This window comes from Frankia sp. CeRuru1 (genome assembly GCF_977966315.1).
The window spans coordinates 17,834-42,474 of the sequence record NZ_CDWWEW010000005.1 but is presented as its reverse complement, the minus strand read 5'-3'; the positions used below and the strand labels follow the sequence as shown (position 1 = coordinate 42,474).

Here is a 24,641-nt window from a genome sequence, read left to right as displayed (position 1 = left end):
CCTTATGGGGGTGGGGCCGGGGGGTCGGGAGTCCTCGGCCTGCCCCGCTGTCGTCTCGACGCGGACCCGATCCTCCCGTATGCTGGGATGAAAAATTGAAAGTTTCTTCAATTTACATGATCAAAAGTATGGGGTGAGCGAGATCTTGGACACAGCGCCCCCCGTGGAGCCGTGCCGTGCGATAAAGAGCCGTTTTCCGGCTCCGAAGTGTGGTAACGAACAGTTGATAAATTCTGTAACTGGCGGGAAGGCCGCCATCGGGCGCGAACGGGTCGCGGCGCTGCTCATCATGCCGACGTGGTCTCTGGGTGGGCGGTCGCCGGTACTCCGGCCAGGTTGGTACCTCGGCCGGTAGGCCCTGGCCGGAGCTGTGCGGAGTCGACGGGAGGTGGCTCGTGACGAGGCGAGTTCCGCTGTACCAGGCTAAAGCGGAATTTTTTCGCATGCTTGGACATCCGGTGCGGATTAGGGTGCTGGAGTTGCTGCAGGACGGGCCGATGCCGGTGCGGGATCTCCTGGCCGCGATCGAGGTGGAGCCGTCGAACCTTTCCCAACAGCTCGCGGTGCTGCGCCGGTCCGGGATCGTGACCGCGACGCGGGACGGCCCGACGGTGGTGTACGCGCTCGCGGGCGGGGACGTGGCGGAGCTGATGCGCGCGGCCCGGCGGATTCTGACCGAGATGGCGGCCGGGCAGGCCGGGCTGTTGGCCGAGTTGCGCGAAGCGGGGACAAGCTCCTCATGAGCATGAAATGTGGTGGACCGATTCCCGGGAGTCCCGCCGAGGGGTCGCCTGGGGGACCGGCGCGCACCCGACGGAGTCGGGCACGGGTGGAGCCGGCGTGACGCCCTCTGGCCCGGCTGTCCCGGCCGGTTCAGCCGGTCCAGCCGGGGTCAACCCCGCCTACAGCGTCACGGTCCGCGTTCCGCACCGGGCCACGATGATTATCGAGGCGGTCATCGCCGCGGCCCCCGGCCCCGTGATGTGCTACGCGGACGAGCCGGATCCCGGGGGCGGCCGGCGGATCACGTTGGATGCCGACAGCGGGTCCACATTGACCTGGCTGGTCCGGGCGCTACGGGAGCGGCTGGGTGCCGATCTGTTGCAGACCGAGGATCCCGTCTTCACCGTCGCGTCGACCGGCAAACTCGCCCAGTGTCTCCGCGCGTCGGTCATGACCGGTCACGATCTTGCGTTGTTGGACGCTGACGCCGATCGCCGCGTCATCAGCCACCTGGCCATGCACCCGGCGCACACCGACCGGTTCACCGGCCGGCCGCGCCGGGTGGCGCTGCTCACCGACGGCAGCGCCGTCCTGGACTTCGAGCCGCTGGCCGCTGAGGCGGCCCTGCCAGCGGTCGAGTCCCAGGCGGTCCACCTGCACCGGGCGACCGGGTTCGACGTCATCCCCATGCCGATCGCCGCCCGCACCGCAGCCGAGCTCGCCGCGGCGATCGGCATGCTCGCTCCGGGATTCGCCGCCACCGTCCTGGTCCACACACACGTCCGCCGTATCGACGCCGCCCGCGCCGCGCTGCGGTCCGCCGCCCCGTATCTGCTGCTCGACACCGTCAACGACGGTCTCGCCGTCGCCGCCGCGGCCGCGGTCCTCAACCATCTCCGGGCGCGTGACCTCGCGCCGGGGCGGGCCCGCGTCGCCGTCGTGGACCCGGCTCGGGGCGGCGATCTCGCCGGCTTACTGATCGGTGTCGGCATCCACGAGATCACTCTCTACGATCCGGTCGATTACGGCATCCAGCCGCTGCACCTGCTCGCCCCCGAACTCGATCTGATCGTCGACCTGATCGGCTTGGCGGCGCCACCCAAGGGCGTTCCCGTCCTGCGGACCCGCCCGGAGACGCCCCCTCCGCTGGCCCGCGCCACCTCGGGCCCGCGCCCGCTGCACGCGCTGCCCGGACTGCTGCGGGCGGTCGTCACCACTCGCCGCCCGGTCACCCCCGCTGCCCGCCTCGCCGCCGTGCACGCCCTCGTCGGTCAGACGCCGCCCGGCAGCGTGCTGCCTCCCCTCGACCATCCACGGCTCGCCCCCGCCGTTGCCGCGGCCGCCACCCACGCCCTCACCGCGCCGGAGTAGCTCACCGCGCTTCCGGCGGAGGTGGTCACCTGGAGGTGGTCACCTGGTAGGGGGTGGTGGGGCCCGCCACCGACAGGCCCACCGGCGAATCTCGGCGAATGATCGTCCGTTGGGAGGACCGTTCCTCATGAACGGGATGAACAGGGTGCGTCGTCATGGGCGGCACTCTCCCGCCGGCATTGCGGATGCGGAAGTACGGCGGCCCCGGTCCGGTCTTTGCAACACATCGTCCAAAAATGCCCTAAAGGGCCGTGTCCAAAAATGCCCTAAAGGGCCGTACGGCCATATTCCAGTAATGCGCCACCCCGGTTCTTCGGCCTGCCGGGAAGCCCGAGCCGGACCGGCACGGCCGAGGAATCGACATGGCCGAGGAGATGACACCGGGCCGAGGACGCTCGTGCGTCCGAAGCCGGCCGGCCTGGCGTGGGGAGTTCCACGTCGCGGGTGGCCTGGTCACGTTGGGAAGGGGGTACGAATGCTGCTCCGCGTGACCAGCCATCCGAAGAGTCTTTCCTGGCCCGGCGGGACGTCTCAGCTCGGCGCGGGGACGAGGTCCAGCAGCGCCTGAGCGGCAAGCTCGTACCCGAGGGCCCCCAGGCCGACGATCACTCCCCGGGCGAGCGCCGAGAGAATGGATTCGTGCCGGAAGGACTCCCGGGCCCAGACATTGGAGAGATGGACCTCGATCCACGGGTTCGGATAGTTGGCCAAAGCGTCGCGAAGGCTCCAGCCATACATCATCAGCGCACCTGGATTGACGATCGCGCCGATCGAGCCGTAATTATCTTGAATGGTGTTGATCAATTCACCTTCGGATTCACGTTGCACGGAGACCAGTTTCCATCCTCGGTCCGAGATCCGAGCCGCGACGGCCGCCTCGATATCGGCCAGTGTCGCCGTGCCGTAAACTTCCGGCTGGCGCCGGCCGAGTATGCCCAGATTGGGGCCATTCAGGAGAAGTAGCGTGGGCACGGCACCTCGCAGACAGGCTGGCCGGCTCGACGGCCGGCGTCTCTTATCCGGATATCCGGAACCCCACATTTATAGCAAAGCCATCTGCTGGACACCTGTGAGCTGGGCGGATTGGCTGAGATGTTCTTCTAGAGTTCATTTGTAGCCCGTCCGTTGATGCTGATGTGTCACATCCGGAGGTCGATGGGAAACCCGGGGGTACCGAGGTACCGTCCGTCATGCATCCTCTTGTGTGGATTCCTTCGCCGGTCGCGATAATGGAACTGTCGACGGAACCTTGATCCCGGCGCGGAGAACAACGGTATGGCCACAGGTAAGAAAAGGGTGGGGATCGTGATCGGTAGAGCAGGGCATGCGCCGGAGTTGCCAGCCTGGCCGCAGTACTCCGACGAGGAGCGCGGTGGTCTGATCCGGGCGTTGGAACAGGGCCAATGGTGGCGCATGGGTGGCAGCGAGGTCGATACCTTCGAGCGGGAATTCGCTGCCTACCATGGGGCCGGCCACGCCCTCGCCGTAACCAACGGGACGCATGCGTTGGAGCTCGCGTTGCAGGTCCTGGGGGTCGGACCCGGCAGTGAGGTCATCGTGCCGGCGTTCACCTTCATCTCCTCCTCGCAGGCGGCCCAGCGCCTCGGCGCGGTGGCCGTGCCGGTCGACATCGACCCGGACACGTACTGCATCGAGGTCACCGCCGCGGCAGCTGCGGTGACCCCACGCACTCGGGCGATCATGCCGGTGCATATGGCGGGCCAGGTCTGCGACATGGACGCCCTGGCGAAGCTGTCCGCGGATGCCGGGGTCCCGCTGATCCAGGACGCGGCGCACGCGCACGGTGCGCAGTGGCAGGGTAAGAAGCTCGGTGAGCTGGGCTCGGTGGCGGCGTTCAGCTTCCAGAACGGCAAGCTCATGACCGCCGGTGAGGGCGGCGCCGTCACCTTCCCCGACGCCGAGCTGCACGAACTCGGCTTCCTGCGGCACAGTTGCGGGCGGCCACGCACGGACCGCCGGTACTTCCACCAGACCTCCGGGTCGAATTTCCGGCTCAACGAGTTCTCCGCCGCGGTCCTGCGTGCCCAGCTCGGCCGCCTGGCCGGCCAGATTGACACGCGTGAGGAGCGCTGGCCGGTGCTGGCGGGGGCGCTTGCCGACATCCCGGGCGTCGTCCCGCAGGGCCGCGACGACCGGTGTGACCGCAATCCGCACTACATGGCAATGTTCCGGTTGCCCGGGTTCAGTGAGGAGCGCCGCAACGCGTTCGTCGACGCCCTTGTGGACCGCGGGCTGCCCGCTTTCGCCGCGTTCCGGGCGATCTACCGGTCCAACGGCTTCTGGGAGACCGGCGCCCCGGACGAGACGGTGGACGAGATCGCGAAGCACTGCCCGAACACCGAGGCAATCAGCGCGGACGGCATCTGGCTGCACCACCGGACGTTGCTCGGCACCGAAGAACAGATGCACCAGGTCGCGGCCATCGTGGCCGAGACCCTGGCCGAATTGTGAGCCGAGGCGAGACCGGGAACCCCAGGCGGACTCCGCTGCGGATCGCCGTGGTGGGGCTGGGCTGGGCCGGCCGGTCGATCTGGCTTCCCCGGCTGCGAGAACACCCGGAGTTCGTCGTGGTCACGGCCGTCGATTCCGATTCCGAGGCTCGCCGGGCGGCGGCCGGGGCCGACCCGGGCTTGGCCGTGCTCGCCGACGTCGACGAGATCGACCGGACTCAGGTCGATCTTGCGGTCGTGGCGGTGCCCAACCACCGGCACGCCGACATCGCCGCCCGGCTGCTGAGCGCCGGTGTTCCGGTTTTCTTGGAGAAGCCGGTGTGCCTGAGCTCGGCCGAGGCCGACCGGCTCGCGGCGGCCGAGCGCGCGGGCGACGCCATCCTGCTCGCCGGGAGCGCCGCGCGGTACCGGGCGGACGTCAGCCGGCTCTACGAGCTCGCCGACGGGCTCGGTGCCATCCGGCACGTCGATCTCGCCTGGATCCGGGCCCGGGGCATTCCCGACGCCGGCGGCTGGTTCACCCGGCGGGACCTCTCCGGCGGCGGGGCCCTGGTCGACCTCGGCTGGCACCTGCTCGACACTCTCATCCCGCTGCTGGGCAGCGTCCGTTTCCAGCAGGTGGTCGGGACGATCTCGGATGACTTCGTCAGCGACGGCTCCTGGGCAGCCTCCTGGCGTCACGACGATGGCACCGGGCCGGCCGTCGGCATCGACGGTGACGTCGAGGACACCGCACGTGGCTTCCTGGTCACCGAGAACGGGGTCTCGGTGTCGTTGCGGGCGAGCTGGGCCTCGCACGAGGCCCGGGACGTCACCCTGATCAACGTCGAGGGCGCCGCGGGCACCGCGTCGTTGCGCTGCACGTTCGGTTTCGGCCCGAACCGGCAGGATCATTCGATCCTGACCCGCACCCGGGCCGGCGAGACCATGGCGGTGCCTGTGCCCGCCGAACCGATCGGGACGGAGTACCGCCGTCAGCTCGACGAACTGCCCGGGCTGCTGGCGGATCCCGCGTCCCGGGGGCGGGCGATCGAGGAGGTTCGCCCGACCATCGCCGCCATCGAGAGGTTCTACGAGTCCGCGCGCTCGCACCGGTCCGTCGCGCTGCTCGCGCACGCGACTCGCTGAGGCCACGCGGCCACTACCTGTGTCACACGACCTGCGTCACGAATATCGAACGGCACCCAACGCCGAGCCCGGGGGGCACGTGGGAACTGAGCTGAAACCCTGGTCCGCCATGACCACCACCGGGACCGGGGCGGCGTCCGGAGCGCGGAAACGTGCGGTCATCTTCGATCTCGACGGGGTGCTGGTCGACAGCTTCGGAGTGATGCGACAGGCGTTCACGATCGCCTACGCCGAGGTCGTGGGTCCCGGCGAGCCCCCGTTCGAGGAGTACAACCGGCACCTGGGACGGTACTTCCCGGACATCATGCGGATTATGAATCTGCCGCTGGAGATGGAGGAGCCGTTCGTCCGCGAGAGCTATCGGCTGGCCCACCAGGTGGTGCTCTTCGAAGGGATCGCCGCGCTGCTGCGGACCCTGCACGAGCGCGGCCTCGGGCTCGCGGTCGCCACCGGCAAGGCCGGTCCACGGGCCCGGCACCTGCTGGGTGAGCTCGACATTCTGCCGATCTTCAATTATGTCATCGGCTCTGATGAGATCGCCCGTCCCAAGCCGGCGCCGGACATCGTGAACCGGGCACTCGAGCTGTTGGGCGTGGCGCCGAGTGAGGCGATGATGATCGGGGACGCGGTCGCCGACCTGGAGAGCGCGCGTGCGGCCGGCGTGATGGCGGTGGCCGCGCTGTGGGGCGAGGCGGACGGCGCCGAGCTGGTCGCGGCCGAGCCGGACGCGGCGCTGCGCCGGCCCGCGGAGTTGCTGTCCCTTCTCCGGCCGCACCCGGTCGAACCCGCCGGCACCGCCGGTGTCCCCGCGGCTCAGGCCGGCCGACCGATCCTCGCCGGCGACTGAGCCGCCAGGAGCGCTCCGAACAGGGAGGACAGGCCGCCCAGCAGCGCCGGGCGGATGGGCGCGGGCGGATGTCCCGGGCGGGCAAGGGCCTGGGCATGCTCGGCGACCGCCTGCGGAAATCCAGGCAGGCCGGCCGCGAACCCGCCGCCGACCACCGCCATCGCGGGATGCAGCAGTTCGGTCAGCCCGACGACGGCCGCGGCGATCGCCGCGGCGCTCTCGCCCACTGTCCGCACCGCCCAGGGGTCGGCCGCGAGCCAGGCCGCGCGCAGGTCTGCGAAGGTCACCTCCGCACCACGCCGCTGGGCGGCCCGGCGCAGGGTGGCCGGCCCGGATGCGGTTGCCTGCACACATCCGCGGCGGCCGCAGTCACAGCTGGGCCCGCCGGACGAGATGATCAGATGTCCGATCTCGCTGGAGCCGCGACCGGGCCCCGGGCAGGACCGGCCGCCGAGCACGATCCCGCCGCCGACGCCCGTCCCGACCCCCAGGTAGACCACGTTCTCACAGCCGGCCGCGTCCGCCTCCGCGAGCGCGGCCAGATCGCCGTCGTCGCCGCAGACCACGGTGGTGCCCGGCAGCAGATCCCGCAGCGCGGCGCCGAGGTCGAGCCCGGTCCAGGCCGGCCGGCCCGGCCATGTTGTGACCCGGCCGGCGGCGTTGATGGTTGCGGGCATCGCCACGCCGACGGCGTCGACCCGACCGCCCCATCGGGCGGTCAGCGCGGCAACGTGTGCGGCGAGATCGTCGATGTCCTGGGTGGCAGTCGCCGACGGCGACCACTGGAAGGTTGTCTCCACCGGCCTGACGCGACCGTCCGGTCCGTCCGGTCCGTCCGGTCCGCTCGGTCCGCTCGGCCTGGCCGGGCCGACCTGCTCGTCGCCTCCTGTCGGGTCCGCCCCGGCCTGTGCCGCCCCGGCCTGTGCGGCCTCGATGCGCAGCGCGACCTTGGTGCCGCCCACGTCGATACCCAGACAGCCGGTTGGAGGTTGTGCACGCATGAGCCCTCGCAGATCGTCAGGCGGGTGCCGCCGGGACGAGATCGAAGAACGAGCGGTAGAAGCCGATCTGGTGGGCGAGCATGTGGATGCCCGGATGGGTCGGCAGGCCGAGTGCGGCCGCGGCCCGCAGCAGGCGGGTGTCGGGCGGTTTCATGATGATGTCCGCCACGACGCAGCCCGCCGCGAGCCCGTCCGGCGGGAAGGGGAGCGGATCGTCTGGACGCAGGCCGAGCGGCGTGGCGTTCACCGCGAGATCGACATCGTGCAGCAGGGGTGCCGCGACGCCGACGGCGCGGCCCGGCCAGTGCTCGTCGAGGCGGGCGAGCAGGCCGTCGCGCTTCTCCCGGTCCGGATCGTAGATCGACAGCCGCGTGCTGCCGGCGTCGAGCAGCGCGGCCGCGATGGCGCTGCCGGCGCCGCCCGCGCCCAGTAGCGAGACCCGCGTTCCGGCCACCGGGCGTCCGGCGGCCGTCAGCCCCCGGACGAATCCCGCTCCGTCGAAGTTGTCGGCCTGCCAGCGCCCGGACGGGCCGCGGCGCAGTGCGTTGGCGCTCCCGCTGATCGCGGCCGCCGGACTGCGTTCGTCGGCGAGGGCGCATGCGGCGACCTTGTGCGGAATCGTGATCAGGATACCGTCCAGGTTCTCGATGCGCCGGAGTCCATCGAGTACGGCGGGGAAGTCCGCCGGCCGGGCGTGCACCGGTACGAGGACGGCGTCGAGCCCGAGTTCGTCGAACAGCGGATTAAGTAACGACGGCGCCTGTACCTGCTTGACGGGATCCCCGACGACGGCGAACAGGCGGGTGGTGCCCGTGATGGCACGCGGGGCCGGTGGCATGGGCCTCAGGCCAGCGGCCCGCGCGGCATGTCGCCGAGCGTCTTCATGACCAGGTCTTCCGGAATGTCGCCCACCAGCTGTGGGCCGTCCGCGCCGTCGAGCACGAAGGTGAGGCCGGTGTTCGTCGACTTCTTGTCCAGACGCATCACGGCGACGAGCTCGGCGGCGTCCGCCTCGGTGGGCAGGGCCGTCGGCAGCCCGTACCCGCGGACCACGTCCAGGTGCTCGCGGACCCGATCGTCCCCGATCCGGCCGAGCTCCCTGGCGAGACGGCCGGCGAATACGGTGCCGATCGCCACCGCCTCACCGTGGCGCAGCGCGAAGTCGGTGGCGCGCTCCAGGGCATGCCCCAGGGTGTGGCCGTAGTTGAGGATGTGGCGCAGGCTCGAGTCCCGTTCGTCCCGGGCGACGACGGCGGCCTTGAGCGCCACGCTGGCGGCGATCTGCTCCGTCACCGGCAGACCGCGTAGGTCCCCGGTGCCGATGAAGTGGGCCCGCGCGATCTCGCCGTAGCCGTTGATCCACTCCCGTTGGGGCAGGGTCCGCAGGTAGTCGGTGTCGCAGAGGACGGCGCTGGGTTGCCAGTAGGCGCCGAGGAGGTTCTTGCCGGCGGGCAGGTTCACCGCCGTCTTCCCGCCGACGCTCGCGTCCACCTGGGCGAGCAGGGATGTCGGGAGGTGTACCACCGCCACGCCGCGGTGGTACAGCGCCGCAGCGAGTCCGACGACGTCCGTGGTGGTCCCTCCGCCGCAGGAGATGACGACGTCTGACCGGGTCAGCCCGAAAGCCGCGAACCGGCCGCAGAGCGCCTCGACGTTCGACAGGTTCTTGTCCGTCTCGCCGTCCCGTGCGGCCAGCCGCAGCACCGGCACGCCCGGGTCGGGGACCGCGTCCTGCGGCCGCGCCGAGACGATGACGGCCCGCCGGGCGCCGATCCGCGCGACGATGTCGGGCAGGATTCGGCGGACCCCGGGACCGATATCGATCGGATAGCTGCGTGAGCCGAGGTCCACCGAGACCCGTCGATGATCGGCGGTGATCCGCTCGATCGGGCTCGTCCGCTGCGCTGTGAGCATGCCCGTCAAGGTGTGCCTTCCGGATCCGCGGTCGCGTGCTAGCGCCTGCCTGGTGCGTTGCGGTGGTGCGTTGCGGTGGTGCGTTGCGGTGGTGCGTTGCGGTGGTGCCTTGCGGTGGTGCCTTGCGGTGGTTCTGCACGGGCCGCCGCGGCAATTCTGCCGCGCCCGGGAGTCGCCCCCCTTCCGTCGGGTCGGGTGTGAGCCATCGCACCTCCTCCCGCTCGTCTTCGTCGCTCGCGCGCGCCGCCGACGCCCCGCGTGGGTCGCTGCCCCGCGTGGATCCGTGCCTTTGTGTGGATCCGTGCCCCGCGCGAATTGGTGCATGGTGCACGCAGAGTAGGGTCGTGTGGTGGGTTCAGACGACGGCGCGAGGCTCGCGGCAGCGCTCGGACTTCTCCTCACCCGGCCGAATCGGACGCGTCTGTTCGGGGAGCTGCTCTCCTCGGCGGACGTCGGACTCGACGAGGCTGTCTACCCCGTGCTCAACGGTCTGGCCCGCACGGGCCCGACCACGGCGCGCAAGCTGAGCATGGAGATCGGCATCGACCGTTCGGTGGTGAGTCGGCACAGTGATCGTCTCGAGGTGCTCGGGTTGCTGCGCCGTTCGGCCGATCCCGATGACGCCCGCGCGGTCCGCCTGACGCTCACCGACGAGGGCCGGGCCGCCATCGATCGCTCTCGACGTCGGCTGGCTGACGTCTTCCAGCGCATGCTCGACGACTGGCCCGCCGAGGACGCGCGCGCCTTCGTCGCCGGCATGGAGCGCTTTGTCGCGGAGGGCGCGCTCAAGCCCGCGGGGCGACCTGGATACGCCCGCGGAACATCGGGAGGCCCGTACCCACAGGGAGGCCGCCCGGCTCGGGGGGTGCCGAGCGGCCTCGATTGATGATGACATTTGGATGGCCGCCGAGACAAGTCCGCGAGGACGGCAGGTTTCGGACAATAATCACCAACCGTCCCGTCCGGCGCCCCCGGGGATGAGTTCGATCAGTAGTCCGGAACCCGCGTCGAGATAGGCCTGTCGCGGGTTCCGCGCGTCCGGCCGGAGCTGCTCGACCAGGCATCCCGCGGCGACCGCCCGGTGCAGGCACGCCGGCAGGTCGTCGACCTCGTAGCCGATAGAGAACATCCCCTCGCCGCGTTGGTCGAGAATTTCCCGCCCTGTCCACGGCCGGTCGCCGGGTTCCACCAACTCGACCAGGCTGCTGCCGAAGCGGCCGAACGCGATCCGGACGTTCTTGATCATGATCGGTCGATCGCGCCAGACGGCGGGGCCGGAGACGACCCGCGACTCCCACGCGTCGACCCCGAGGGAGACGGCGTACCGTTCCCGGGCAGCATCGAGGTCCGCGACGAGGATGCCGAGATGGTGGAACGTCAGCTCGCCCAGCATCTTCTCGATGACCCGCGCCGCCAGCAGGGCGGAGGCCGGTAAATGGGGTGTGGTGCGGACGGACGGCGACGCCGGATCCGGCGTCGTCCGGATCGGGTCCTCCCGATTCTGGATGATTGTCTCCATCACCGCGGCTCCCTCCAGGCCTCTGGCCCGGGCAGAGGGCGAGGACGCCGATCGTATCGCCGTCCTCCGGGCTGTTCTCGCCGTCCCGCGGGTACCATCGATTAGGATGATCCCGTCGCGGATGGACGCGGGACGGCCCCGGCCTTTAGCGGCCCGGCCTTTAGAGGGTTGCCGGAGTGGGCACCCCACCCGTGCGGGTGAGTAGATCGTCGAGGTCGTACTCGTACCAGCGGCGGAGCGGCTCGGGGGAACTCGTGCGCCCCCACTCGTACATGCGGCGCTGGGCTTCGAAGGAGCCGTCGTGCCAGCGGCGCAGCACATCGCCCAGCCGGAGCGGAGTGGGGAGGAAGTCGGCGCCGCCCAGCAGAGTGGCGAGCCGCTCGACGGCGGCGGCTGGGGCCAGCCGGCCGGCCTCGACCTCGTCCATCACGGCGTTGAGCGAGTCGAAGAAGGGCTGGAATTCCGGCAGGTCGGGGCAGAAGGTGCCCAGATGTGGCGCGTCGAGCAGGCGGTCGAACAGCGCCGGATCGCCCTTTTCCAGATAGCCGAAGTAGGTTCCGACAATCCGGGAGATGCCCATGTTCCAGCCGAGGAACCACACCTTCGACCACGCCCGCCACAGGTCGAAGTCGCGGAACGAGATGTAGGAGCCGTGTACGAGCTTGTCGTTGACGTCCAGGATCGTCTGGTTGAGCGTGTCGATGTGGCCGAAGCGTTCCGCCGAGAAGTCGTCGTCGGCGAGGGCCTCCATCAGAGCTGGTGCGAGGGCGTAGATGACCTGCATGGTGTTGGCCATGCCACGGGAGAACAGCGCGTCGATCGCCCCGGCTGCGTGGGACATCATCGCCCAGCGGTCACCGACCGTCCGTGAGCTGGAGTACTGGGTGCGACCGGTGGAGATCCAGTCCCAGGCGGGCCGGGCACCGGCGAACTGGCGCGCGATACTGGGAAACCGCTCGAGATAAGCGTTCCATTCCTGCTCGGCGGGTACCGAGGGATCCCTGGGGAAGCGTCGCGAGTCGAGGTTGAGCCCGACGCTGCACAGTGGGTTGGTGGCCCGCTGGTGATTGTCGAACGGGATCACCCACAGCCACCCCCCGTCGAACAGATGGTGCAGGGTGCCCTGGTGCCACAGCGACGGCTGCCCGCTCGGGAGGGTCACCTCGTCGAAGGGGGTGACCCCCACCATGTGGGTGAACAGGGTGCGGGAGTTCGTCCGGAACCGGCAGGGGTCTTCTCGCAGGGCGAACTGGTTCGCCAACACGGAGTTGCGTCCTGAGGCGTCGACGACGTAGCGAACGCGGATCCGTTCGCCGGCCCTTGTCGTCAGCGTCGCGGCGTCGTCGGTGAAGCCGACTTTTTCCACCATCGTGCGTTGCCGCGGTTCAGCTCCGTAACGGACGGCCGTATAGAAGAGGTAAGCATCGATGTCCTGGCGGTGCATGTGCATTTCCGGGCCGTTCGGAAACTCCGAGACGCTGCACTGAGTGACCTCTTCGGGGTTCTGGAGCGCGCCCTCGCGGTGGTAGACGAATCCGAAGTTGCGCTTCACCCCGCAGGCCGAGGTGACGTGGGAGCGGACGCCCTCGAAGCTGCTCACATGGCCGAGTTCGGGGACGTCGAACCGCTGGGCGAGCAACTTCAGCAGATAGGTCGTCTCACCGATGGTCGACTCCCCGAGCGCGAAACGCGGATGCGTGCCACTGTCAATCAGAACCACGCTGTGACCGTGTCGGGCGAGGATATTGGCCAGCGTCGAGCCGGCGATGCCGCTACCGAGGATGGCAACCGAATAGTCGTACCCGCTCATTGCGTGACTCCCTGGACGCCGCTATCCGAGGTGGCCGACTGCATCCGCCGTACTCTTTGAAGGATCACAATCAGCGCAACCAGTACACAACGACGTACTGAACCATCTCTACGGCCTCCGGTCTCCGTAAGAGGTGCATCGATGCCGATGGGTAATCAAGCTTCCCGAATCGGAAGTTTGAGCTATATGCCGGAATTTATAATATTTGTACTATAATGCCCTGATATCTAGGCCCGTCGGCGGGCCCGCCACATGCGAAGATGCGACGCGGGTCCCCGCCGCCGCCGAGCGAACCGTGAATCGCTTATTTCTCCGTTGTTTTAGCGTTAGATCGAGGTTTGGATCGGCCGTCCACTGATCGTGAGGGATCGTGCTCGCGGCCGACGAGGGCCACGCCACGGTGGTCGCACGTCAGGCGAAGCTGTTCGACCTCGCAGCGGGACCGCGCTACGCGACGGCGTGGGGCGGGTGGTGCCGGGCCCAGCCGGTGACGAGCGTGCTCGCCAGCAGCAGCCCGCTGATTATCGGACCGGCGCTGAACTCCGTCGCGGTGGGTTCCAGCCCCGGCCAGGCGATCGCGAACAGGCTCAGTGAACAGGCCGCCCCGAATCCGGTCGCGGCCAGCCAGTGGCGGTGAACTACGGGCAGCCCGGCGAGTCCCGCCGCGCCGACGCCGTGCCCGAGCAGGGTCGCTGCCAGCAGCAGGCCGCCGATGCTCCAGACCGCCTCACCCGGTAACGAGTCGAGTAGCGTGGACTCCCCGTTCCACCGGTACCGTTCATCCGGGGTCCCCGTGGGTGCGCCGGGCCAGACGAGCAGGTGGACGAGCCCGTAGCAGAGCAGGGTCAGCGCGGCGGCGACCGAGCCCAGCCGTCTCACCGCGACGGCGACCGTCGGGGAGTCGTAGGGGCGGCCGAGGCTCACGGCGTCCGTCGGCCGGGCACGGTGGCGCGCGGGATGGCCATGGATTCGATCGTCATGACGTCGGCATCCTCGGCGATGTGCGGCTCGGTCGGGGCATCGGTGATCGTGGTCGCGCCGGCTTCGGTCGCGGCAGCCAGCACGGCGGCGGCGAGGACGGGATCGAGTTCCACCGGAACGGTCCGCAGATCGAGCAGGCAGCATCCCTGCTCGACCCGGCCCAACACGGAGGGCTCGCCCTGGCGCAGGGGGGCGGCGATGACTGCCTCCAGGGCCACCGCGGCGCTCGGCAGCTCCGGGCCGAAGCCGCCGAACTCTCTGATCGTCAGACCGCCCGCGGGGCCCGTCGGGGCCATGCCGTCTTCGTCTCGTGCGCCCTCGCGCTGGTGGCTGCCCGATCGACGGAATGCGGCGTCGTTCGGCGGCGGCGACGATCCACCCCCGCCGTCGACGACCGCACGACTCGCTACAGCCGAGGCTGCGATGCCCGAACGCCGTAGCCACGCGGCGAGCGTCTCGGCCCGCGTCATCAGCCGTTCCGGTCGGGCGTGCAACGCCTGCCGGACAGGGGAGTCGGGGTGGCTGAGGGTGGCTTCCAGCGCGGCGAGCGTGAGCTTTCCGGCCCGCATTGCCCGGGCCACCGGATGCCGACGCATCCGGTCGATCAGGTCGGCACGTCCCAGCAGCAGGCCGCCCTGAGGCCCGCCGAGCAGTTTGTCCGCGCTGGTCGTGACCACGTCGACGCCGAAACCGAGCCAGGTCGTGACATCGGGTTCATCGGCGAGGAGCGGCTCGGGGTGCAGCAGCCCGGAGCCGCAGTCACCGACGAGGGGGATCTCGAAGTCGGCGCAGAGCGCGGCAAGATCGTTGATCGCAGGGGTGTCAGTCAGCCCCACCACCTGATAGCTGGACGGATGCACGCGCAGCACGAGCCCGGTCTCCGGCCCGATCGCGTCGGCGTAGTCCCCGAGCGTCGTGCGGTTGGTGGTGCCGACCTCCCGCAGCCGAGCTCCGGTGCAGACCAGCAGTTCGGGCAGCCGGAACCCGTCCGCCGTCTCCACCAGCTCCCCGCGGCTCACCACGATCTCCCGCCGCCCGGCCAGCGCCGTCACCGCGAGGATCAGCCCTGCCGCGTTGTTGTTGACGATGTGCACGCCCGCCGCTGCGGGCACCGCGGCTGCCAATGCGGCCAGGGCGGTACGTCCTCGTCGTCCTCGCCGTCCGGTCCCGAGGTCAAGCTCGAGGTCGGTCGTGCCGGCTGCCAGGTCGAGGGCCGCGCGGGCGGCCGCGGACAGGGGAGCTCGGCCGAGCCCTCCGTGGAGCAGGATGCCGGTAGCGTTGATCACTGGGCGCAGCCCGGTGGTGACGCGAGCGAGCGTCATTGGTGCCGCTACCGGTGTCGTCGGGCTGTCCTGGGCCGGGGAAGCGAACAGACTTGTACGATCGATCACTCTTGGTGAAGCTAGTGCTCCTCCTCGCGGGATTCCGGACATGGCCGGGACGGCGGCGTGGCCTGTCGGGTGTCTGCCTCTGCTCGGTGTCTGCCTCTGCTCGGTGTCTGCCTCTGCGCGGTGCCTGCCTCGGCTGGGTGCCTGTCGGGTCGGTCCGCTGCCCTCACGGCTCTGGCCGTCCTTTCGATGATCAAAACGGCGCATGGCCGGGCCTCGGGCCTTCGGTCACCCGGACGGCCCCCCGCCCAGGTTGATCGTCGGCCAGGGTGGATCGTCGACGCTGAAGATGAGGGCGACGTCGGTGTCGGAGACGAAATCGACGAGTCGTGCCCCCGCCGGTAGCAGAGCCAGCGCGTGACGGAGCTCCGCGGCGCTCGATCCTTCCCCAGCGGAGATGATGTGCCGCGAGCGGACCCCGGAGGCGAGGTCGGCAGGCGGCGGTGCAGCACCGGGGGGCTGGCACGCGGAGCGCCCCACGGTGGCGAGCGCGGCGCTGGACAACAGGGCGGCGAGCCGATGCGCCTCGTCCGGCACGAGATGCGCGACGCAGAGAACGTTGAGCAGGGCCGGCTGGGTGCGGAGAACGACGACTGGGGTTCTCCGCGGGACGCTGGGCTGCGTTCCCACGGTGATGACCGTGCCGTCGATCCGGCCGATGAAGGTGATGACGTCCGGGTGAGCGTCATCCGGGGTCCGGAGCGGGGCCCGGAGCGGGTCGATGTCCATGCGTAGACGCTCTCATCGGGCAGCTCGTCATCCCATCCCGCGCGGCGGGGAGCATGCGGGACGGACGGGCGGATGACGACGGGCGGATAGCGGCGGGCGGGGCGCGGACAGGCGTGCTGACGAGCGTGCGGTGAGAAGTCGCCCCCGGCGGGGGTCGGCCGCGTGTGGAAGTACCTAGGTCGGGGTACGGGGCCATGGTCGCGCTTGCCCAAAGGCGCGGCGCGACGCGGGAGGCAGCCCGGCCGGCTTCTCGTGGCGCTCACGCCGTCCGGTCGCAAGCGGAGCCATGGAGCCAAGCGTGCGGGTTGAGGTGACCGACCGTGATGCCATCGTCGTGTATCCGGCCGGCGACATCGACTATTCGTCCCTGGATCCCCTGCGCGAGGCACTGCTCGACGCACGGGTCGCCGGAGTCAAAGAGATCATCGTGGATCTGGAGCAGGTGAGCTTCCTCGACTCGCAGGGGTTGGCGGTCATCCTGTTCGCCCACCAGCGTCAGCGGTCGGCCGGTGGCCGCCTCGTGCTGCGTAACCTCAACGAGGACGCCTACCGCCTGCTGCATGTCACGAACCTGAGTGCCGTGATAGATGTCGATCACGGCGACTCCGCCCCCGCGCGCGGCTTGGCGACCCGTCAGGGCGCCTGAGCCACGGGGCCTTCCGGCCCCTGAGCCACGGGGGTCTTCCGGACCAGGCCGGATCAACCCGTGGACGGCCTCTCCCAGTGGTAGGAGACGTCGCGGACGTAGGTGATGAAGCCGAGTCCGGTGTACATCCGCACGGCGCGGACGTTGTCCTCGTCCACGTACAGCAGGACCGAGTCGAGCCCCTCGGCCTGCAGATGCCGCAGGCCGATCAGGGTGAGTGCCCGGCCGAGTCCCGCGCCGCCCGCGCCCGGGAGCACGCCCACCACGTAGACCTCGCCGATGGGCCCCGGCTGCGCGTTCCGTGGCGGCGTCTGGTCGGTCTCGTGCACCTTCGTCCAGTGGAAGCCGACGGGTGCGCCGTCGCGCTCGGCGAGGAAGAAGCCACGCGGGTCGAACCACGGCTCGGCCCGGCGCCGGGCCAGATCGTCCAGGGCCCACCGGCCCTGCTCCGGATGATCAGCGAAGGCGGCCGCGTTGACGGCCAGCCAGGCCTGGTCGTCCTGGTCGGGGACGAAGGTGCGGACCGTCACACCGGCCGGCAGCCGGGGGTCCGGCAGGGGCGTCCCGGTCGCCAGCGGTCGCCGAAGCTGGAGCAGCACCCTCGTGCGAGTGAACGTGAGCCGGGTAGCCAATGCCGCGGCGGCCGGCAGGTCGCCGTGGGCCCAGATGTCGAGGCGGGACGACGGCGCCGCGAGGGCCTCGGTCAGTCCGCCGACCAGGGCTGTGCCGACGCCGCGCCCGCGGTGGTCGGGATGGACGACCACCTCGGCCTGCCGCGCCTGGTCCACGCCGCCCAGATGGGCGTAGCCGATGATCCGCCGGGCGGGGGTGCAGCCCGGCATGGTCGACGTGTCCGCGGCGTCCTGGTCACCAGGGGCGTCCGGGATATTCGGGGCGCTCGTGTCCGCGGCGGCCGACACGGCCAGCAGGTGCCGGCCCGCGCCGATCCGCAATCCGGGCCGGAGGGCCAGCCGGACGTCCTCGGACACCGGCCCGGAGCCGTCCGCCCGCTCCGCGGCGGCGAGGAGGCTCACGATGTCGTCCACGTCCATGGCGCTCAGGGTCTGCTGCCAGCTCAGCGAGGTCACCGGACGACCGTATGACGCTGGGCGGCCTTCGACGGTGCGGTCGAGAACCCGGGCGCGAGAACCCGGGCGCGAGGCCGAATCCTGGCTTCCGGAGCCGGGAGCTGGGCCTCGCGCCGACGGTGCCGTCCTACTGACGGTGCCCGGGGTGCCGGGGTACCGGGATACCGGGTGCCACGCGGCGGACGGGTGTCCGCGGTGACGTCAGACCCGTTCGGGGGTCCGGGACTCGTCACGGCCGACCCGGCCGGCCTCCCCGGGGGTGTTCTCCGGCAGCGGCGCGATGGGCGGCGCGACGAACTTGTACCCGACGTGCCGAACAGTGCCGATCATCGCTTCGTGCTCGGGGCCGAGCTTCGCTCGCAGCCGCCGGACGTGGACGTCCACCGTGCGGGTGCCGCCGTAGTAGTCGTAACCCCAGACCTCCTGCAACAGTTGGGCGCGGGTGAAGACCCGGCCCGGGTGCTGCGCGAGGTACTTCAGCAGCTCGAACTCCTTGAAGGTGAGCTCGAGCGGCCGGCCCCGCAACTTGGCCGAGTATGTGGTCTCGTCGACCGACAGGTCGCCGGACCGGATGACACCGGCTTCGGCCGTGCCGCCGGCCGCGGCGACCCGACCGATGGACAGCCGCAACCGGGCCTCGACCTCGGCGGGACCCGCGGAATCGAGGACGACGTCGTCGACTCCCCAGTCCGCGGACACCGCCGCCAGCCCACCCTCGGTCACCAGCGCCAGCAGCGGCGTGGTGAGCCCGGTGGTGCGTAGCAGCCGGCACAGACCGCGGGCGATCACAAGCTCCCGGCGGCCATCCACCACGATCACATCCACCGGCGGGGCGTCCAGCAGCGCGCTCGCCTCGAGCGGGGCGACCCGTACGGTGTGGGTGAGAAGCCCAAGCGACGGAAACGACTCGGCGGACGGGCCAGGGGCGTTGGTGAGCAAAAGGACGACGCTCAAGACGACTCCTCCAGGTGGTGTGTGGTGGGGCAGCGTCGACCCGGTGAGTAACTCGATGCCCGGCGCTGGGCGTCTCACGACCGTCATGGGCATGAAACGAAGGCCGGTATGTGGGGAGGATAGCGGAGTGTCCTACTCGGCTCCTACCGTCTACGGGCCACTACCTACGGCGGATCGTGAGATTCTGACCACGAGTCATGATCACTGGAGCGGTCGGGTGCCCGGTGCGTCACGCAATCTGGCTGTAGTGGTCACCCATGGCTTCTCCTGTTCGACGTCACGCCTGGCGCTGCAAGCAGTGATGGTCGGATTACGTTCACATCCCGATGTCCAGGTCATGGACCTGCAAGCGTACGGCCGATCCACCAGACTGTGCACTTTCGGTGACCTCGAGGTGCTGGATATCGGCTCGGCCATCGGCGCGGCCCGTCGACTCGGCTACCAGTGGGTCTGCCCCACGGGATGGTCGATGGGATGGTTGGTGGACGGTGCCGCCGTGCTGCGGCACACCGCGCTGATCCAGGTGGGGGGAGTCCGTCCACCGTCATCGCCGTCGGTATCCCCCGGAGGCGGTAGCCAGTGCGAGCGCGACCAGCCGGTGGTTCGTGCGGGACACCGCTCGGATGCGCCGAATCCATCGGCTGGCAGATCGGCTGGCAGAGCAGCCCACCGGCCGGATGGTGGCACGGCGCATGTTACGGGTGTGTATCGACCCCCACGCGTTCGTACTAATTCCCGCTTCTCCGGTGAAGATGACGGACGAAGGGCCGGAAGGATGGTGAAGGATGGTGACGGACGAGACCGCAGGGGCGGGCCGGCCCGCGTCGATCGCGCGGGTGACCGTCCGCTACTGGGCCGCCGCCAGGGACGCCGCGGGGGTGCCCCAGGAGGAGATCGGCGCGGATACGCTGGCCGCTCTGCTCGATGTCGTCGCGGCCCGCCACGGCGGGGCCCTGCGGGCGCTGCTGCGACGGTGCTCCTACCTCGTCGACGACCAGCCCGTGGGCCGGCGGGATCCGGCGGGGGTCATCCTGCGTGACGGTTGCGTCGTCGAGGCCCTCCCTCCCTTCGCCGGGGGATGACGCTGTTCGTCGCCGGCCCGAGGTCGCGCCTGGCTGGGACGGCGCGACGTGAGCCGCCCGAGCCGGACATGACAGCATGGGCCGGTGAGCGCAGGCGATCCTGGCAGGCCCCACGGCGTCCTCGTCCCGGACGAGGCTGCGTCCATCCCCGCAGCCTGCTGGGCGCCGGGCGCTTTGCCGTTGGCGGCCCTGGTGGCTACCGGCCTGGTGATGGCGGCCGCAGCCCTCGGCACGGGAGCCCTCGCGGCGGTCCTCATCGTCGAACAGATCGCGTTTGCCTGGGCCTGGGTCCGGATACTCCGGGCGTCGACCGGCACCACCCTGCTCGTGGCGGCCTGGGGTGTCCTCGGTGACGTGGTCCTGTTGGCCTCGGACCGGCACAGCTACGGATCGTTGGCCGGAGTCGTCGGGATCGCCGTGGCGGTCGTGATCCTCTACCAGCTCGCCCGACGCCGGTCAGCTCCCGTCTCCGGGGCAGGCCCGGTGTCCGCCAATGGTTCGAGTCCGGTGTCTGCTAATGGTTCGAGTCCGCCGCCCGGTCCCGCCGAGCGGGTCGGTGCGGATCTTGCTGCGGCGCTGAGTGGGATCATCTTCTGTGCGCTTTTTGCCGGTTACCTTGCGCTGCGCGCCGGGTCCGGCGCGCACCATCCGGCCGATCTGCTGGTCATCGCCGGCCTCCTCGGCGCGGGTGGCACGGTCGTGGCGGGCCGGCTAGTGGGATGGGCGGGCGTTCCGCTGGTGCCGGCCGGGGCGGTCGGCGTTCTGGCCGGCGCGGCGCTGGGGGCCGGCTTCGCTGCCCTCAACCCCGATCGTCTGACGGTGGGGGCCGCCGTCGCGATCGCCGCGGCGGGAGCGGCCGTGGCCGCCGTCATCGATCTGGTGCTGGCGCGGGCCCGTGACGCAGAGCCGCGGGTCGGCCCGGTCGCCACCTCGGCGCTGGTCGCGGACGTCCTGCTCACCGCCATCCTGCCGCTGGCCTCCGCGGCGCCACTGGTGTATTTCGTCGGGCGGCATCTGCCCGCGTGAGTCGATCGTCGGGCCGTGGCGGGGCTTGGACGGGAAGAGCCGGAGCCCGTCGGATGCTGTAGAAGCCGTGACCGGAATGTGGGTGTTGTCGGTGGCGACCGTGGCTGCGCTTGGACTGGGGGTGCTCATGCGGGCCCGGGACGGACGGTTCCGGCCGGTGGACGGCGGACTGCGGGCCGAGTTCGCATCGTTGGGCGAGACGATGGGGGAGCGGGCGACGCTGCTGCAGTTCTCCACGGCGTTCTGCGCTCCCTGCCGGTCCACCCGTCGGGTGTTGGCAGGGGTTGCCGAGGTCGTGCCCGGGGTACGCCATGTCGAGGTTGATGCGGAGGCGCATCTCGACCTCGTCCGTCGGCTGGGGATCAGGCGGACTCCGACGGTACTGATCATTGACGGTCATGGCAGGGAGGTGCGGCGCGCAAGCGGTGCCCCGCCGACGCGTGCGGCGGTGTTCGCCATCCTCGAAGAGATCGTTTTCAATGGGATCAATCGGGCAGATGGTGATCCTTCGGATTCATCGTCGGCGGGTTAACACAGACGTGACGTTCACTGCTACCGTGACACGAACCATGTCCCAGATACAGCTTGTGAAGCGCCGCGCGGTCGACCTGTGCCGTGTACACAGCTGTCTGTGTCGTCTTTCCTGATCGTGGGTTGTGTCCCTCAGCCGTGATCGGCTGGCCCCGGTGCATCGCCACATCCGAGCGGGTAGTCCAAGCCGGAAGTCAGGAGAAGGCCTCGTGGTAGATCCTCGCGGTATGCGGTTCGCCGCTGCCGTCACCACGATTATGCTCGCCGTGGTACTGCTCGCCGGCAGCCGCTGGTTGCTGCTCGCGCAGACCGTGGTGTTCGGGGTGGGGGCGGTGGCCGGGGTCCGGTACGCGCCCTACGGGCTGGTGTTCCGTTCCCTGATCCGGCCGAGGCTGGGGCCGCCCGCCGCCACCGAGGACGCCGCGCCACCCCGGTTCGCCCAGCTGGTCGGCGCGATCTTCGGCGTCGTGGGTCTCGTGGGATTCTTCGCGGGGATGCCGGCACTCGGTTACGTCGCGGTGGCCCCGGCCTTCGTGGCGGCTCTCCTCAATGCGGCGTTCGAGTTCTGTCTCGGGTGCCACCTGTATCTTTTTCTCCATTCGATAACCGTGAAAGGAGCACGCACATGAGCCGTGAGAAGGCGCTGGTCGACGCCTCGTGGGTCGAAGCGAACCGTAACGACCCGAAGGTCGTCCTGGTCGAGGTCGACGAGGACGTCTCCGCGTACGACAAGGGGCACATCCCGGGCGCGGTGCGTCTCGACTGGAAGTCCGAACTTCAGGACCCGGTCATTCGTGACTTCATCAACAGGGAGCAGTTCGAGAAGCTTCTCTCCGAGAAGGGGATCTCGAACGACGACATCGTCGTGCTCTACGGCGGGAACAACAACTGGTTCGCCGCATATGCATACTGGTACTTCAGCCTCTACGGCCACGCCGACGTCCGCCTGCTCGACGGTGGTCGCAAGAAGTGGGAGCTCGACAGCCGTGAGCTGACCACCGAGGTCACCCCGCGCCAGCCCACCAGCTACACCGCCCCGGAGCCGCGCACCGACATCCGGGCCTTCCGCGAGGAGGTCATCTCCGCGATCGGCGAGAAGGCCCTGGTGGACGTCCGGTCGCCCGACGAGTTCTCCGGCAAGCTGCTTGCTCCCGCGCACCTGCCGCAGGAACAGTCCCAGCGGGCCGGACACATCCCCACGGCGAAGAACATCCCGTGGGCGAAGACCGCGAACGAGGACGGCACGTTCAAGAGCAATGACGAGCTGACCGGCCTCTACACCGAGGCCGGGGTCAACCTGTCCAGGGACATCATCGCCTACTGCCGCATCGGCGAGCGTTCGGCGCACACCTGGTTCGCGCTGCACGAGTTGCTCGACCTGCCGAACGTGAAAAACTACGACGGTTCGTGGACCGAGTACGGCTCGCTCGTCGGCGTGCCGATCGAGAAGGGCGCGTGAGCCATGTGCGGCGCCATCAGCGGTGGACCATCTGTGGAGGGAATTGACGTGGCCAAGGAGACTGTGATCCAGGGGGTCGTGGTGCAGAGCGGGGAGCCGGTTTCGACCGGTTATGCCCGCCTGCTGGACGAAGGCGGCGATTTCACCGCCGAGGTTCCGCTGTCCGCGACGGGCCAGTTTCGTTTCTTCGCGCGGCCGGGGCAGTGGACCGTCCGGGCTCTTGTCCCCGGCGCGACCGGCGAGCGCAAGGTCGTCGCCCGTCAGGGTGAGCCGGTCGACACCCAGGTCGAGGTCGCGGCCTGACGTCGCGTTCTTTCGCCGGACGGGGACAACGGGTTTCTTCCGCTGTCCCCGTTCTCATGCCCGGACCCGGCCACCGCGGTTGTTTCCCGCCGGTGGCACGACGGCCGAAGCGGTGCTCGCCGGTGGCGGAACCGTGGTCGGTACGGCGAAGGCCATCGGGCCGATCGAAAAACAGTGCAGACCGTTGTCGCGGGCGAACGCCACTGCGGAGCCCCGATCGGGGAACGGCGCGATGATCCGGTCGACCGCACGCTGGCCGGCGGCGGCGAAAAGGACGACCGCGAAGAGTACGTCGGATTCTGCCATCATGCGATCATGAAAGCGCATCCCGGGAGGGTCTGAACACGTTTTCACGTGTTCCGTTCGTGGTCTGTCGTTGCGCGTGCGATGTCTTTTGCAAAGGCTCCGCCATGCCGTGAATGAAGTGTGACTCTTGGTAGGCGGGCATCTCTTGGTGGAGGGCACTTGGAGACGCCCGCTCGGAGACGGCTCAGTCGGACACGCGGTGCAGGCGCGCGGACAGGTGCGACTGCATCGGCTTGCCCTCGGCCTCCATGTCGATCGCGTAGGCGAGATCGCGGCCCTCGACCAGGCCGTAGAGCCGCACCGACCGGGTGACGTCACGGGCGGTGGCGGTGCGGATCAGGACGTTGTGATCGAGATCGATACGGGTGCCGCTCACCGTGCCGACGTAGATCTCGGCGATACCGAACGGGTGGGCCAGCATCACCTCGACGACCGGCTTCCCGCCCTCCCCGGACTGGACCCGCCAGAACCCGGTCTCGGTCGCCAACGGGCTGCCGGGCTCGCGGCCGTCCCGGGGCTCGTCCGCCCACCAGGTGTGCGACACGTATCCCAGCGCCGGGCGGCCGTCCGCGGCGAAGGTGATCTCCTGGCCGTAGTGGAATCCGTCCAGGCCCTCGTAACCGCCAACCCCCTCGCCCCGCCAGGTCCCGACGAGGAAGGCCAGCGGTAGCAGGCTGGCGTGCAGATCAACGGTGTTCGTCGCCGCGCCGAACCGCGCCGATCCGGCCGCGGACCGCTTCCCGGCGCTCAGCGCTGACCCTCGTACAGCTTGTAGACCACGTAACCGGAGAACCAGGCGATCAGGACGGACATCGCCACCAGAAGCCCGGTGAAGAAGTAGTGCAGCACGCCTCTAGCCTAGACGACGAGATCACGGGACTCCTCGTGGCCGTACCGGTCCTGGTCACCTCAGGTGCCACGCGGCATAGCTGCGCGCCAGGGCGGCTTTTGGCAGACTGGCACGATGGCCCGCCCGCTCGTCGTCAAGGTCACCGCCGGGACGGATGCGCCGGAACGGTGTTCCCAGGCGTTCACGGTCGCGGCGGTCGCCGCCGCCGCCGGTACGGACGTCTCGCTCTGGCTTACCGGGGAGTCCGCCTGGTTCGCGCTGCCCGGCCGGGCGGAGGAGTTCAGCCTGCCGGAGGCGGCGCCGTTGCCCGATCTGCTCGCCGCCATCCTCGCCGGGGGGCGTGTCACCCTGTGCACCCAGTGCGCGGCCCGGCGCTCCATCGGCCCGGACGACGTCCTGCCCGGCGTCCGCATCGCCGGCGCCGCCGCGTTCGTCGATGAGGTTCTCGCGGACGGCGTGCAGGCCCTCGTCTACTGAGGAGCGCCCGGCCCAGACGTAACAGTCTGGATGCAAC

At 69.9% G+C, this 24,641-nt stretch carries 29 protein-coding genes; 15 read left to right on the top strand and 14 right to left on the bottom strand.

Annotated features, from left to right (window positions below):
- The first annotated feature begins 395 nt into the window (after positions 1-395).
- The gene (locus tag AC08OP_RS01035; protein WP_476612471.1) at positions 396-743 is read left to right on the top strand and encodes an ArsR/SmtB family transcription factor; all 348 of its coding nucleotides are present in this window, start codon (positions 396-398) and stop codon (positions 741-743) included.
- A gap of 97 nt (positions 744-840) precedes the next feature.
- Entirely contained in the window at positions 841-2,094 is a 1,254-nt protein-coding gene (locus AC08OP_RS01030) for a malic enzyme-like protein (RefSeq protein WP_476612470.1), read from the top strand.
- 25 nt (positions 2,095-2,119) lie between these two features.
- On the opposite strand, the gene AC08OP_RS01025 is transcribed toward AC08OP_RS01030, so the two are convergent.
- A complete protein-coding gene (locus AC08OP_RS01025; RefSeq protein ID WP_476612469.1) occupies positions 2,120-2,251 on the bottom strand; it encodes a hypothetical protein in 132 nt (43 codons plus the stop codon).
- Positions 2,252-2,625: 374 nt separating this feature from the next.
- The gene (locus AC08OP_RS01020) at positions 2,626-3,066 is read right to left on the bottom strand and encodes a type II 3-dehydroquinate dehydratase (RefSeq protein WP_462188008.1); all 441 of its coding nucleotides are present in this window, start codon (positions 3,064-3,066) and stop codon (positions 2,626-2,628) included.
- Between the two features lie 333 nt (positions 3,067-3,399).
- Between AC08OP_RS01020 and AC08OP_RS01015 the strand changes: the two genes are divergently transcribed.
- The 3 genes from AC08OP_RS01015 (at position 3,400) to AC08OP_RS01005 (ending at position 6,540) form a co-directional block, all read left to right on the top strand.
- Entirely contained in the window at positions 3,400-4,566 is a 1,167-nt protein-coding gene (locus AC08OP_RS01015) for a DegT/DnrJ/EryC1/StrS family aminotransferase (RefSeq protein ID WP_476612468.1), read from the top strand.
- Positions 4,563-5,693 carry a Gfo/Idh/MocA family protein gene (locus AC08OP_RS01010; RefSeq protein ID WP_476612467.1) on the top strand — a complete coding sequence of 377 codons (1,131 nt, stop codon included), beginning with the start codon at positions 4,563-4,565 and terminating at the stop codon, positions 5,691-5,693. Before AC08OP_RS01015 ends, AC08OP_RS01010 begins: the two co-directional genes overlap by 4 nt.
- 109 nt (positions 5,694-5,802) lie before the next feature.
- A complete protein-coding gene (locus AC08OP_RS01005) occupies positions 5,803-6,540 on the top strand; it encodes an HAD-IA family hydrolase (protein ID WP_476612466.1) in 738 nt (245 codons plus the stop codon).
- On the opposite strand, the gene AC08OP_RS01000 is transcribed toward AC08OP_RS01005, so the two are convergent.
- The 3 genes from AC08OP_RS01000 to AC08OP_RS00990 are packed head-to-tail and all read right to left on the bottom strand — an operon-like array spanning position 6,507 to position 9,455.
- Positions 6,507-7,541 (bottom strand): ROK family protein, encoded by a 1,035-nt coding sequence (locus AC08OP_RS01000; protein WP_476612465.1) that lies wholly within the window; start codon positions 7,539-7,541, stop codon positions 6,507-6,509. The two genes, AC08OP_RS01005 and AC08OP_RS01000, sit on opposite strands and share 34 nt — an antisense overlap.
- A 16-nt stretch (positions 7,542-7,557) precedes the next feature.
- Positions 7,558-8,379 (bottom strand): shikimate dehydrogenase family protein, encoded by an 822-nt coding sequence (locus AC08OP_RS00995; RefSeq protein WP_476612464.1) that lies wholly within the window; start codon positions 8,377-8,379, stop codon positions 7,558-7,560.
- Positions 8,380-8,384: 5 nt separating this feature from the next.
- Complete coding sequence (locus tag AC08OP_RS00990; RefSeq protein ID WP_476612474.1) at positions 8,385-9,455, bottom strand: 3-dehydroquinate synthase family protein; 1,071 nt, start codon at positions 9,453-9,455, stop codon at positions 8,385-8,387.
- 349 nt (positions 9,456-9,804) lie between these two features.
- Here AC08OP_RS00990 and AC08OP_RS00985 point away from each other — a divergent pair, with 349 nt between their 5' ends.
- On the top strand, positions 9,805-10,341 hold the full coding sequence (locus AC08OP_RS00985) for a MarR family winged helix-turn-helix transcriptional regulator (RefSeq protein WP_476612463.1): 537 nt from the start codon (positions 9,805-9,807) through the stop codon (positions 10,339-10,341).
- A gap of 60 nt (positions 10,342-10,401) precedes the next feature.
- On the opposite strand, the gene AC08OP_RS00980 is transcribed toward AC08OP_RS00985, so the two are convergent.
- The 5 genes from AC08OP_RS00980 to AC08OP_RS00960 all read right to left on the bottom strand — a co-directional run bounded on the left by AC08OP_RS00980 (position 10,402) and on the right by AC08OP_RS00960 (position 15,882).
- The gene (locus tag AC08OP_RS00980; RefSeq protein WP_476612473.1) at positions 10,402-10,974 is read right to left on the bottom strand and encodes a VOC family protein; all 573 of its coding nucleotides are present in this window, start codon (positions 10,972-10,974) and stop codon (positions 10,402-10,404) included.
- 160 nt (positions 10,975-11,134) lie between these two features.
- The gene (locus tag AC08OP_RS00975) at positions 11,135-12,784 is read right to left on the bottom strand and encodes an NAD(P)/FAD-dependent oxidoreductase (protein WP_476612462.1); all 1,650 of its coding nucleotides are present in this window, start codon (positions 12,782-12,784) and stop codon (positions 11,135-11,137) included.
- A gap of 447 nt (positions 12,785-13,231) precedes the next feature.
- Positions 13,232-13,708, bottom strand: coding sequence for a hypothetical protein (locus AC08OP_RS00970; protein WP_476612461.1), 477 nt, complete (start codon positions 13,706-13,708; stop codon positions 13,232-13,234).
- Positions 13,705-15,087, bottom strand: a complete 1,383-nt coding sequence (selA, locus tag AC08OP_RS00965) for an L-seryl-tRNA(Sec) selenium transferase (RefSeq protein ID WP_476612460.1) — start codon at positions 15,085-15,087, stop codon at positions 13,705-13,707. The genes AC08OP_RS00970 and selA overlap by 4 nt, the downstream gene beginning before the upstream one ends.
- Before the next feature lie 294 nt (positions 15,088-15,381).
- Positions 15,382-15,882, bottom strand: coding sequence for a hypothetical protein (locus AC08OP_RS00960; RefSeq protein ID WP_476612459.1), 501 nt, complete (start codon positions 15,880-15,882; stop codon positions 15,382-15,384).
- 286 nt (positions 15,883-16,168) lie between these two features.
- Between AC08OP_RS00960 and AC08OP_RS00955 the strand changes: the two genes are divergently transcribed.
- Positions 16,169-16,528: an STAS domain-containing protein gene (locus tag AC08OP_RS00955; RefSeq protein ID WP_476592285.1), complete on the top strand. Its 360-nt coding sequence runs from the start codon at positions 16,169-16,171 to the stop codon at positions 16,526-16,528.
- 53 nt (positions 16,529-16,581) lie between these two features.
- Here the strand turns inward: AC08OP_RS00955 and mshD are convergent, their stop codons facing one another.
- Positions 16,582-17,616 (bottom strand): mycothiol synthase, encoded by a 1,035-nt coding sequence (gene mshD, locus AC08OP_RS00950; RefSeq protein ID WP_476612458.1) that lies wholly within the window; start codon positions 17,614-17,616, stop codon positions 16,582-16,584.
- Between the two features lie 201 nt (positions 17,617-17,817).
- Entirely contained in the window at positions 17,818-18,570 is a 753-nt protein-coding gene (locus tag AC08OP_RS00945) for a response regulator transcription factor (RefSeq protein ID WP_476592283.1), read from the bottom strand.
- A 788-nt stretch (positions 18,571-19,358) separates the two neighbouring features.
- Here AC08OP_RS00945 and AC08OP_RS00940 point away from each other — a divergent pair.
- From AC08OP_RS00940 to AC08OP_RS00910, 7 genes are all read left to right on the top strand, one after another.
- Positions 19,359-19,652 (top strand): MoaD/ThiS family protein, encoded by a 294-nt coding sequence (locus AC08OP_RS00940; RefSeq protein WP_476612457.1) that lies wholly within the window; start codon positions 19,359-19,361, stop codon positions 19,650-19,652.
- Between the two features lie 84 nt (positions 19,653-19,736).
- The gene (locus AC08OP_RS00935) at positions 19,737-20,678 is read left to right on the top strand and encodes a hypothetical protein (RefSeq protein WP_476612456.1); all 942 of its coding nucleotides are present in this window, start codon (positions 19,737-19,739) and stop codon (positions 20,676-20,678) included.
- 67 nt (positions 20,679-20,745) lie between these two features.
- Complete coding sequence (locus AC08OP_RS00930; protein WP_476612455.1) at positions 20,746-21,210, top strand: thioredoxin family protein; 465 nt, start codon at positions 20,746-20,748, stop codon at positions 21,208-21,210.
- Positions 21,158-21,325 carry a putative leader peptide gene (locus AC08OP_RS00925; protein WP_462187207.1) on the top strand — a complete coding sequence of 56 codons (168 nt, stop codon included), beginning with the start codon at positions 21,158-21,160 and terminating at the stop codon, positions 21,323-21,325. The genes AC08OP_RS00930 and AC08OP_RS00925 overlap by 53 nt, the downstream gene beginning before the upstream one ends.
- A gap of 93 nt (positions 21,326-21,418) precedes the next feature.
- Positions 21,419-21,838 carry a DUF4395 domain-containing protein gene (locus AC08OP_RS00920; protein ID WP_476612454.1) on the top strand — a complete coding sequence of 140 codons (420 nt, stop codon included), beginning with the start codon at positions 21,419-21,421 and terminating at the stop codon, positions 21,836-21,838.
- Positions 21,835-22,668: a sulfurtransferase gene (locus tag AC08OP_RS00915; RefSeq protein WP_476612453.1), complete on the top strand. Its 834-nt coding sequence runs from the start codon at positions 21,835-21,837 to the stop codon at positions 22,666-22,668. Before AC08OP_RS00920 ends, AC08OP_RS00915 begins: the two co-directional genes overlap by 4 nt.
- A 3-nt stretch (positions 22,669-22,671) precedes the next feature.
- Positions 22,672-22,971, top strand: coding sequence for a DUF1416 domain-containing protein (locus tag AC08OP_RS00910; RefSeq protein WP_462187204.1), 300 nt, complete (start codon positions 22,672-22,674; stop codon positions 22,969-22,971).
- Positions 22,972-23,025: 54 nt separating this feature from the next.
- On the opposite strand, the gene AC08OP_RS00905 is transcribed toward AC08OP_RS00910, so the two are convergent.
- Together AC08OP_RS00905 and AC08OP_RS00900 are read right to left on the bottom strand one after the other, a co-directional pair.
- Entirely contained in the window at positions 23,026-23,277 is a 252-nt protein-coding gene (locus AC08OP_RS00905; protein WP_476612452.1) for a hypothetical protein, read from the bottom strand.
- A 184-nt stretch (positions 23,278-23,461) separates the two neighbouring features.
- Positions 23,462-24,028: a nitrobindin family protein gene (locus tag AC08OP_RS00900; protein ID WP_476612472.1), complete on the bottom strand. Its 567-nt coding sequence runs from the start codon at positions 24,026-24,028 to the stop codon at positions 23,462-23,464.
- Positions 24,029-24,241: 213 nt separating this feature from the next.
- Between AC08OP_RS00900 and AC08OP_RS00895 the strand changes: the two genes are divergently transcribed.
- A complete protein-coding gene (locus AC08OP_RS00895) occupies positions 24,242-24,604 on the top strand; it encodes a DsrE family protein (RefSeq protein ID WP_476612451.1) in 363 nt (120 codons plus the stop codon).
- Positions 24,605-24,641 lie beyond the last annotated feature (37 nt).

Bases quoted from the DNA above. Each gene is read 5' to 3' on its own strand.
- AC08OP_RS00925 (WP_462187207.1), top strand. From the start codon at position 21,158: ATGGGATCAATCGGGCAGATGGTGATCCTTCGGATTCATCGTCGGCGG.
- AC08OP_RS00905 (WP_476612452.1), bottom strand. From the start codon at position 23,277: ATGGCAGAATCCGACGTACTCTTCGCGGTCGTCCTTTTCGCCGCCGCC.
- AC08OP_RS01005 (WP_476612466.1), top strand. From the start codon at position 5,803: ATGACCACCACCGGGACCGGGGCGGCGTCCGGAGCGCGGAAACGTGCG.
- AC08OP_RS00975 (WP_476612462.1), bottom strand. From the start codon at position 12,784: ATGAGCGGGTACGACTATTCGGTTGCCATCCTCGGTAGCGGCATCGCC.
- AC08OP_RS00915 (WP_476612453.1), top strand. From the start codon at position 21,835: ATGAGCCGTGAGAAGGCGCTGGTCGACGCCTCGTGGGTCGAAGCGAAC.
- AC08OP_RS00910 (WP_462187204.1), top strand. From the start codon at position 22,672: ATGTGCGGCGCCATCAGCGGTGGACCATCTGTGGAGGGAATTGACGTG.
- selA (WP_476612460.1), bottom strand. From the start codon at position 15,087: ATGACGCTCGCTCGCGTCACCACCGGGCTGCGCCCAGTGATCAACGCT.
- AC08OP_RS00895 (WP_476612451.1), top strand. From the start codon at position 24,242: ATGGCCCGCCCGCTCGTCGTCAAGGTCACCGCCGGGACGGATGCGCCG.
- AC08OP_RS00990 (WP_476612474.1), bottom strand. From the start codon at position 9,455: ATGCTCACAGCGCAGCGGACGAGCCCGATCGAGCGGATCACCGCCGAT.
- AC08OP_RS00960 (WP_476612459.1), bottom strand. From the start codon at position 15,882: ATGGACATCGACCCGCTCCGGGCCCCGCTCCGGACCCCGGATGACGCT.
- AC08OP_RS01000 (WP_476612465.1), bottom strand. From the start codon at position 7,541: ATGCGTGCACAACCTCCAACCGGCTGTCTGGGTATCGACGTGGGCGGC.
- AC08OP_RS00955 (WP_476592285.1), top strand. From the start codon at position 16,169: ATGGAGCCAAGCGTGCGGGTTGAGGTGACCGACCGTGATGCCATCGTC.
- AC08OP_RS01025 (WP_476612469.1), bottom strand. From the start codon at position 2,251: ATGACGACGCACCCTGTTCATCCCGTTCATGAGGAACGGTCCTCCCAA.
- AC08OP_RS00995 (WP_476612464.1), bottom strand. From the start codon at position 8,379: ATGCCACCGGCCCCGCGTGCCATCACGGGCACCACCCGCCTGTTCGCC.
- AC08OP_RS00980 (WP_476612473.1), bottom strand. From the start codon at position 10,974: ATGGAGACAATCATCCAGAATCGGGAGGACCCGATCCGGACGACGCCG.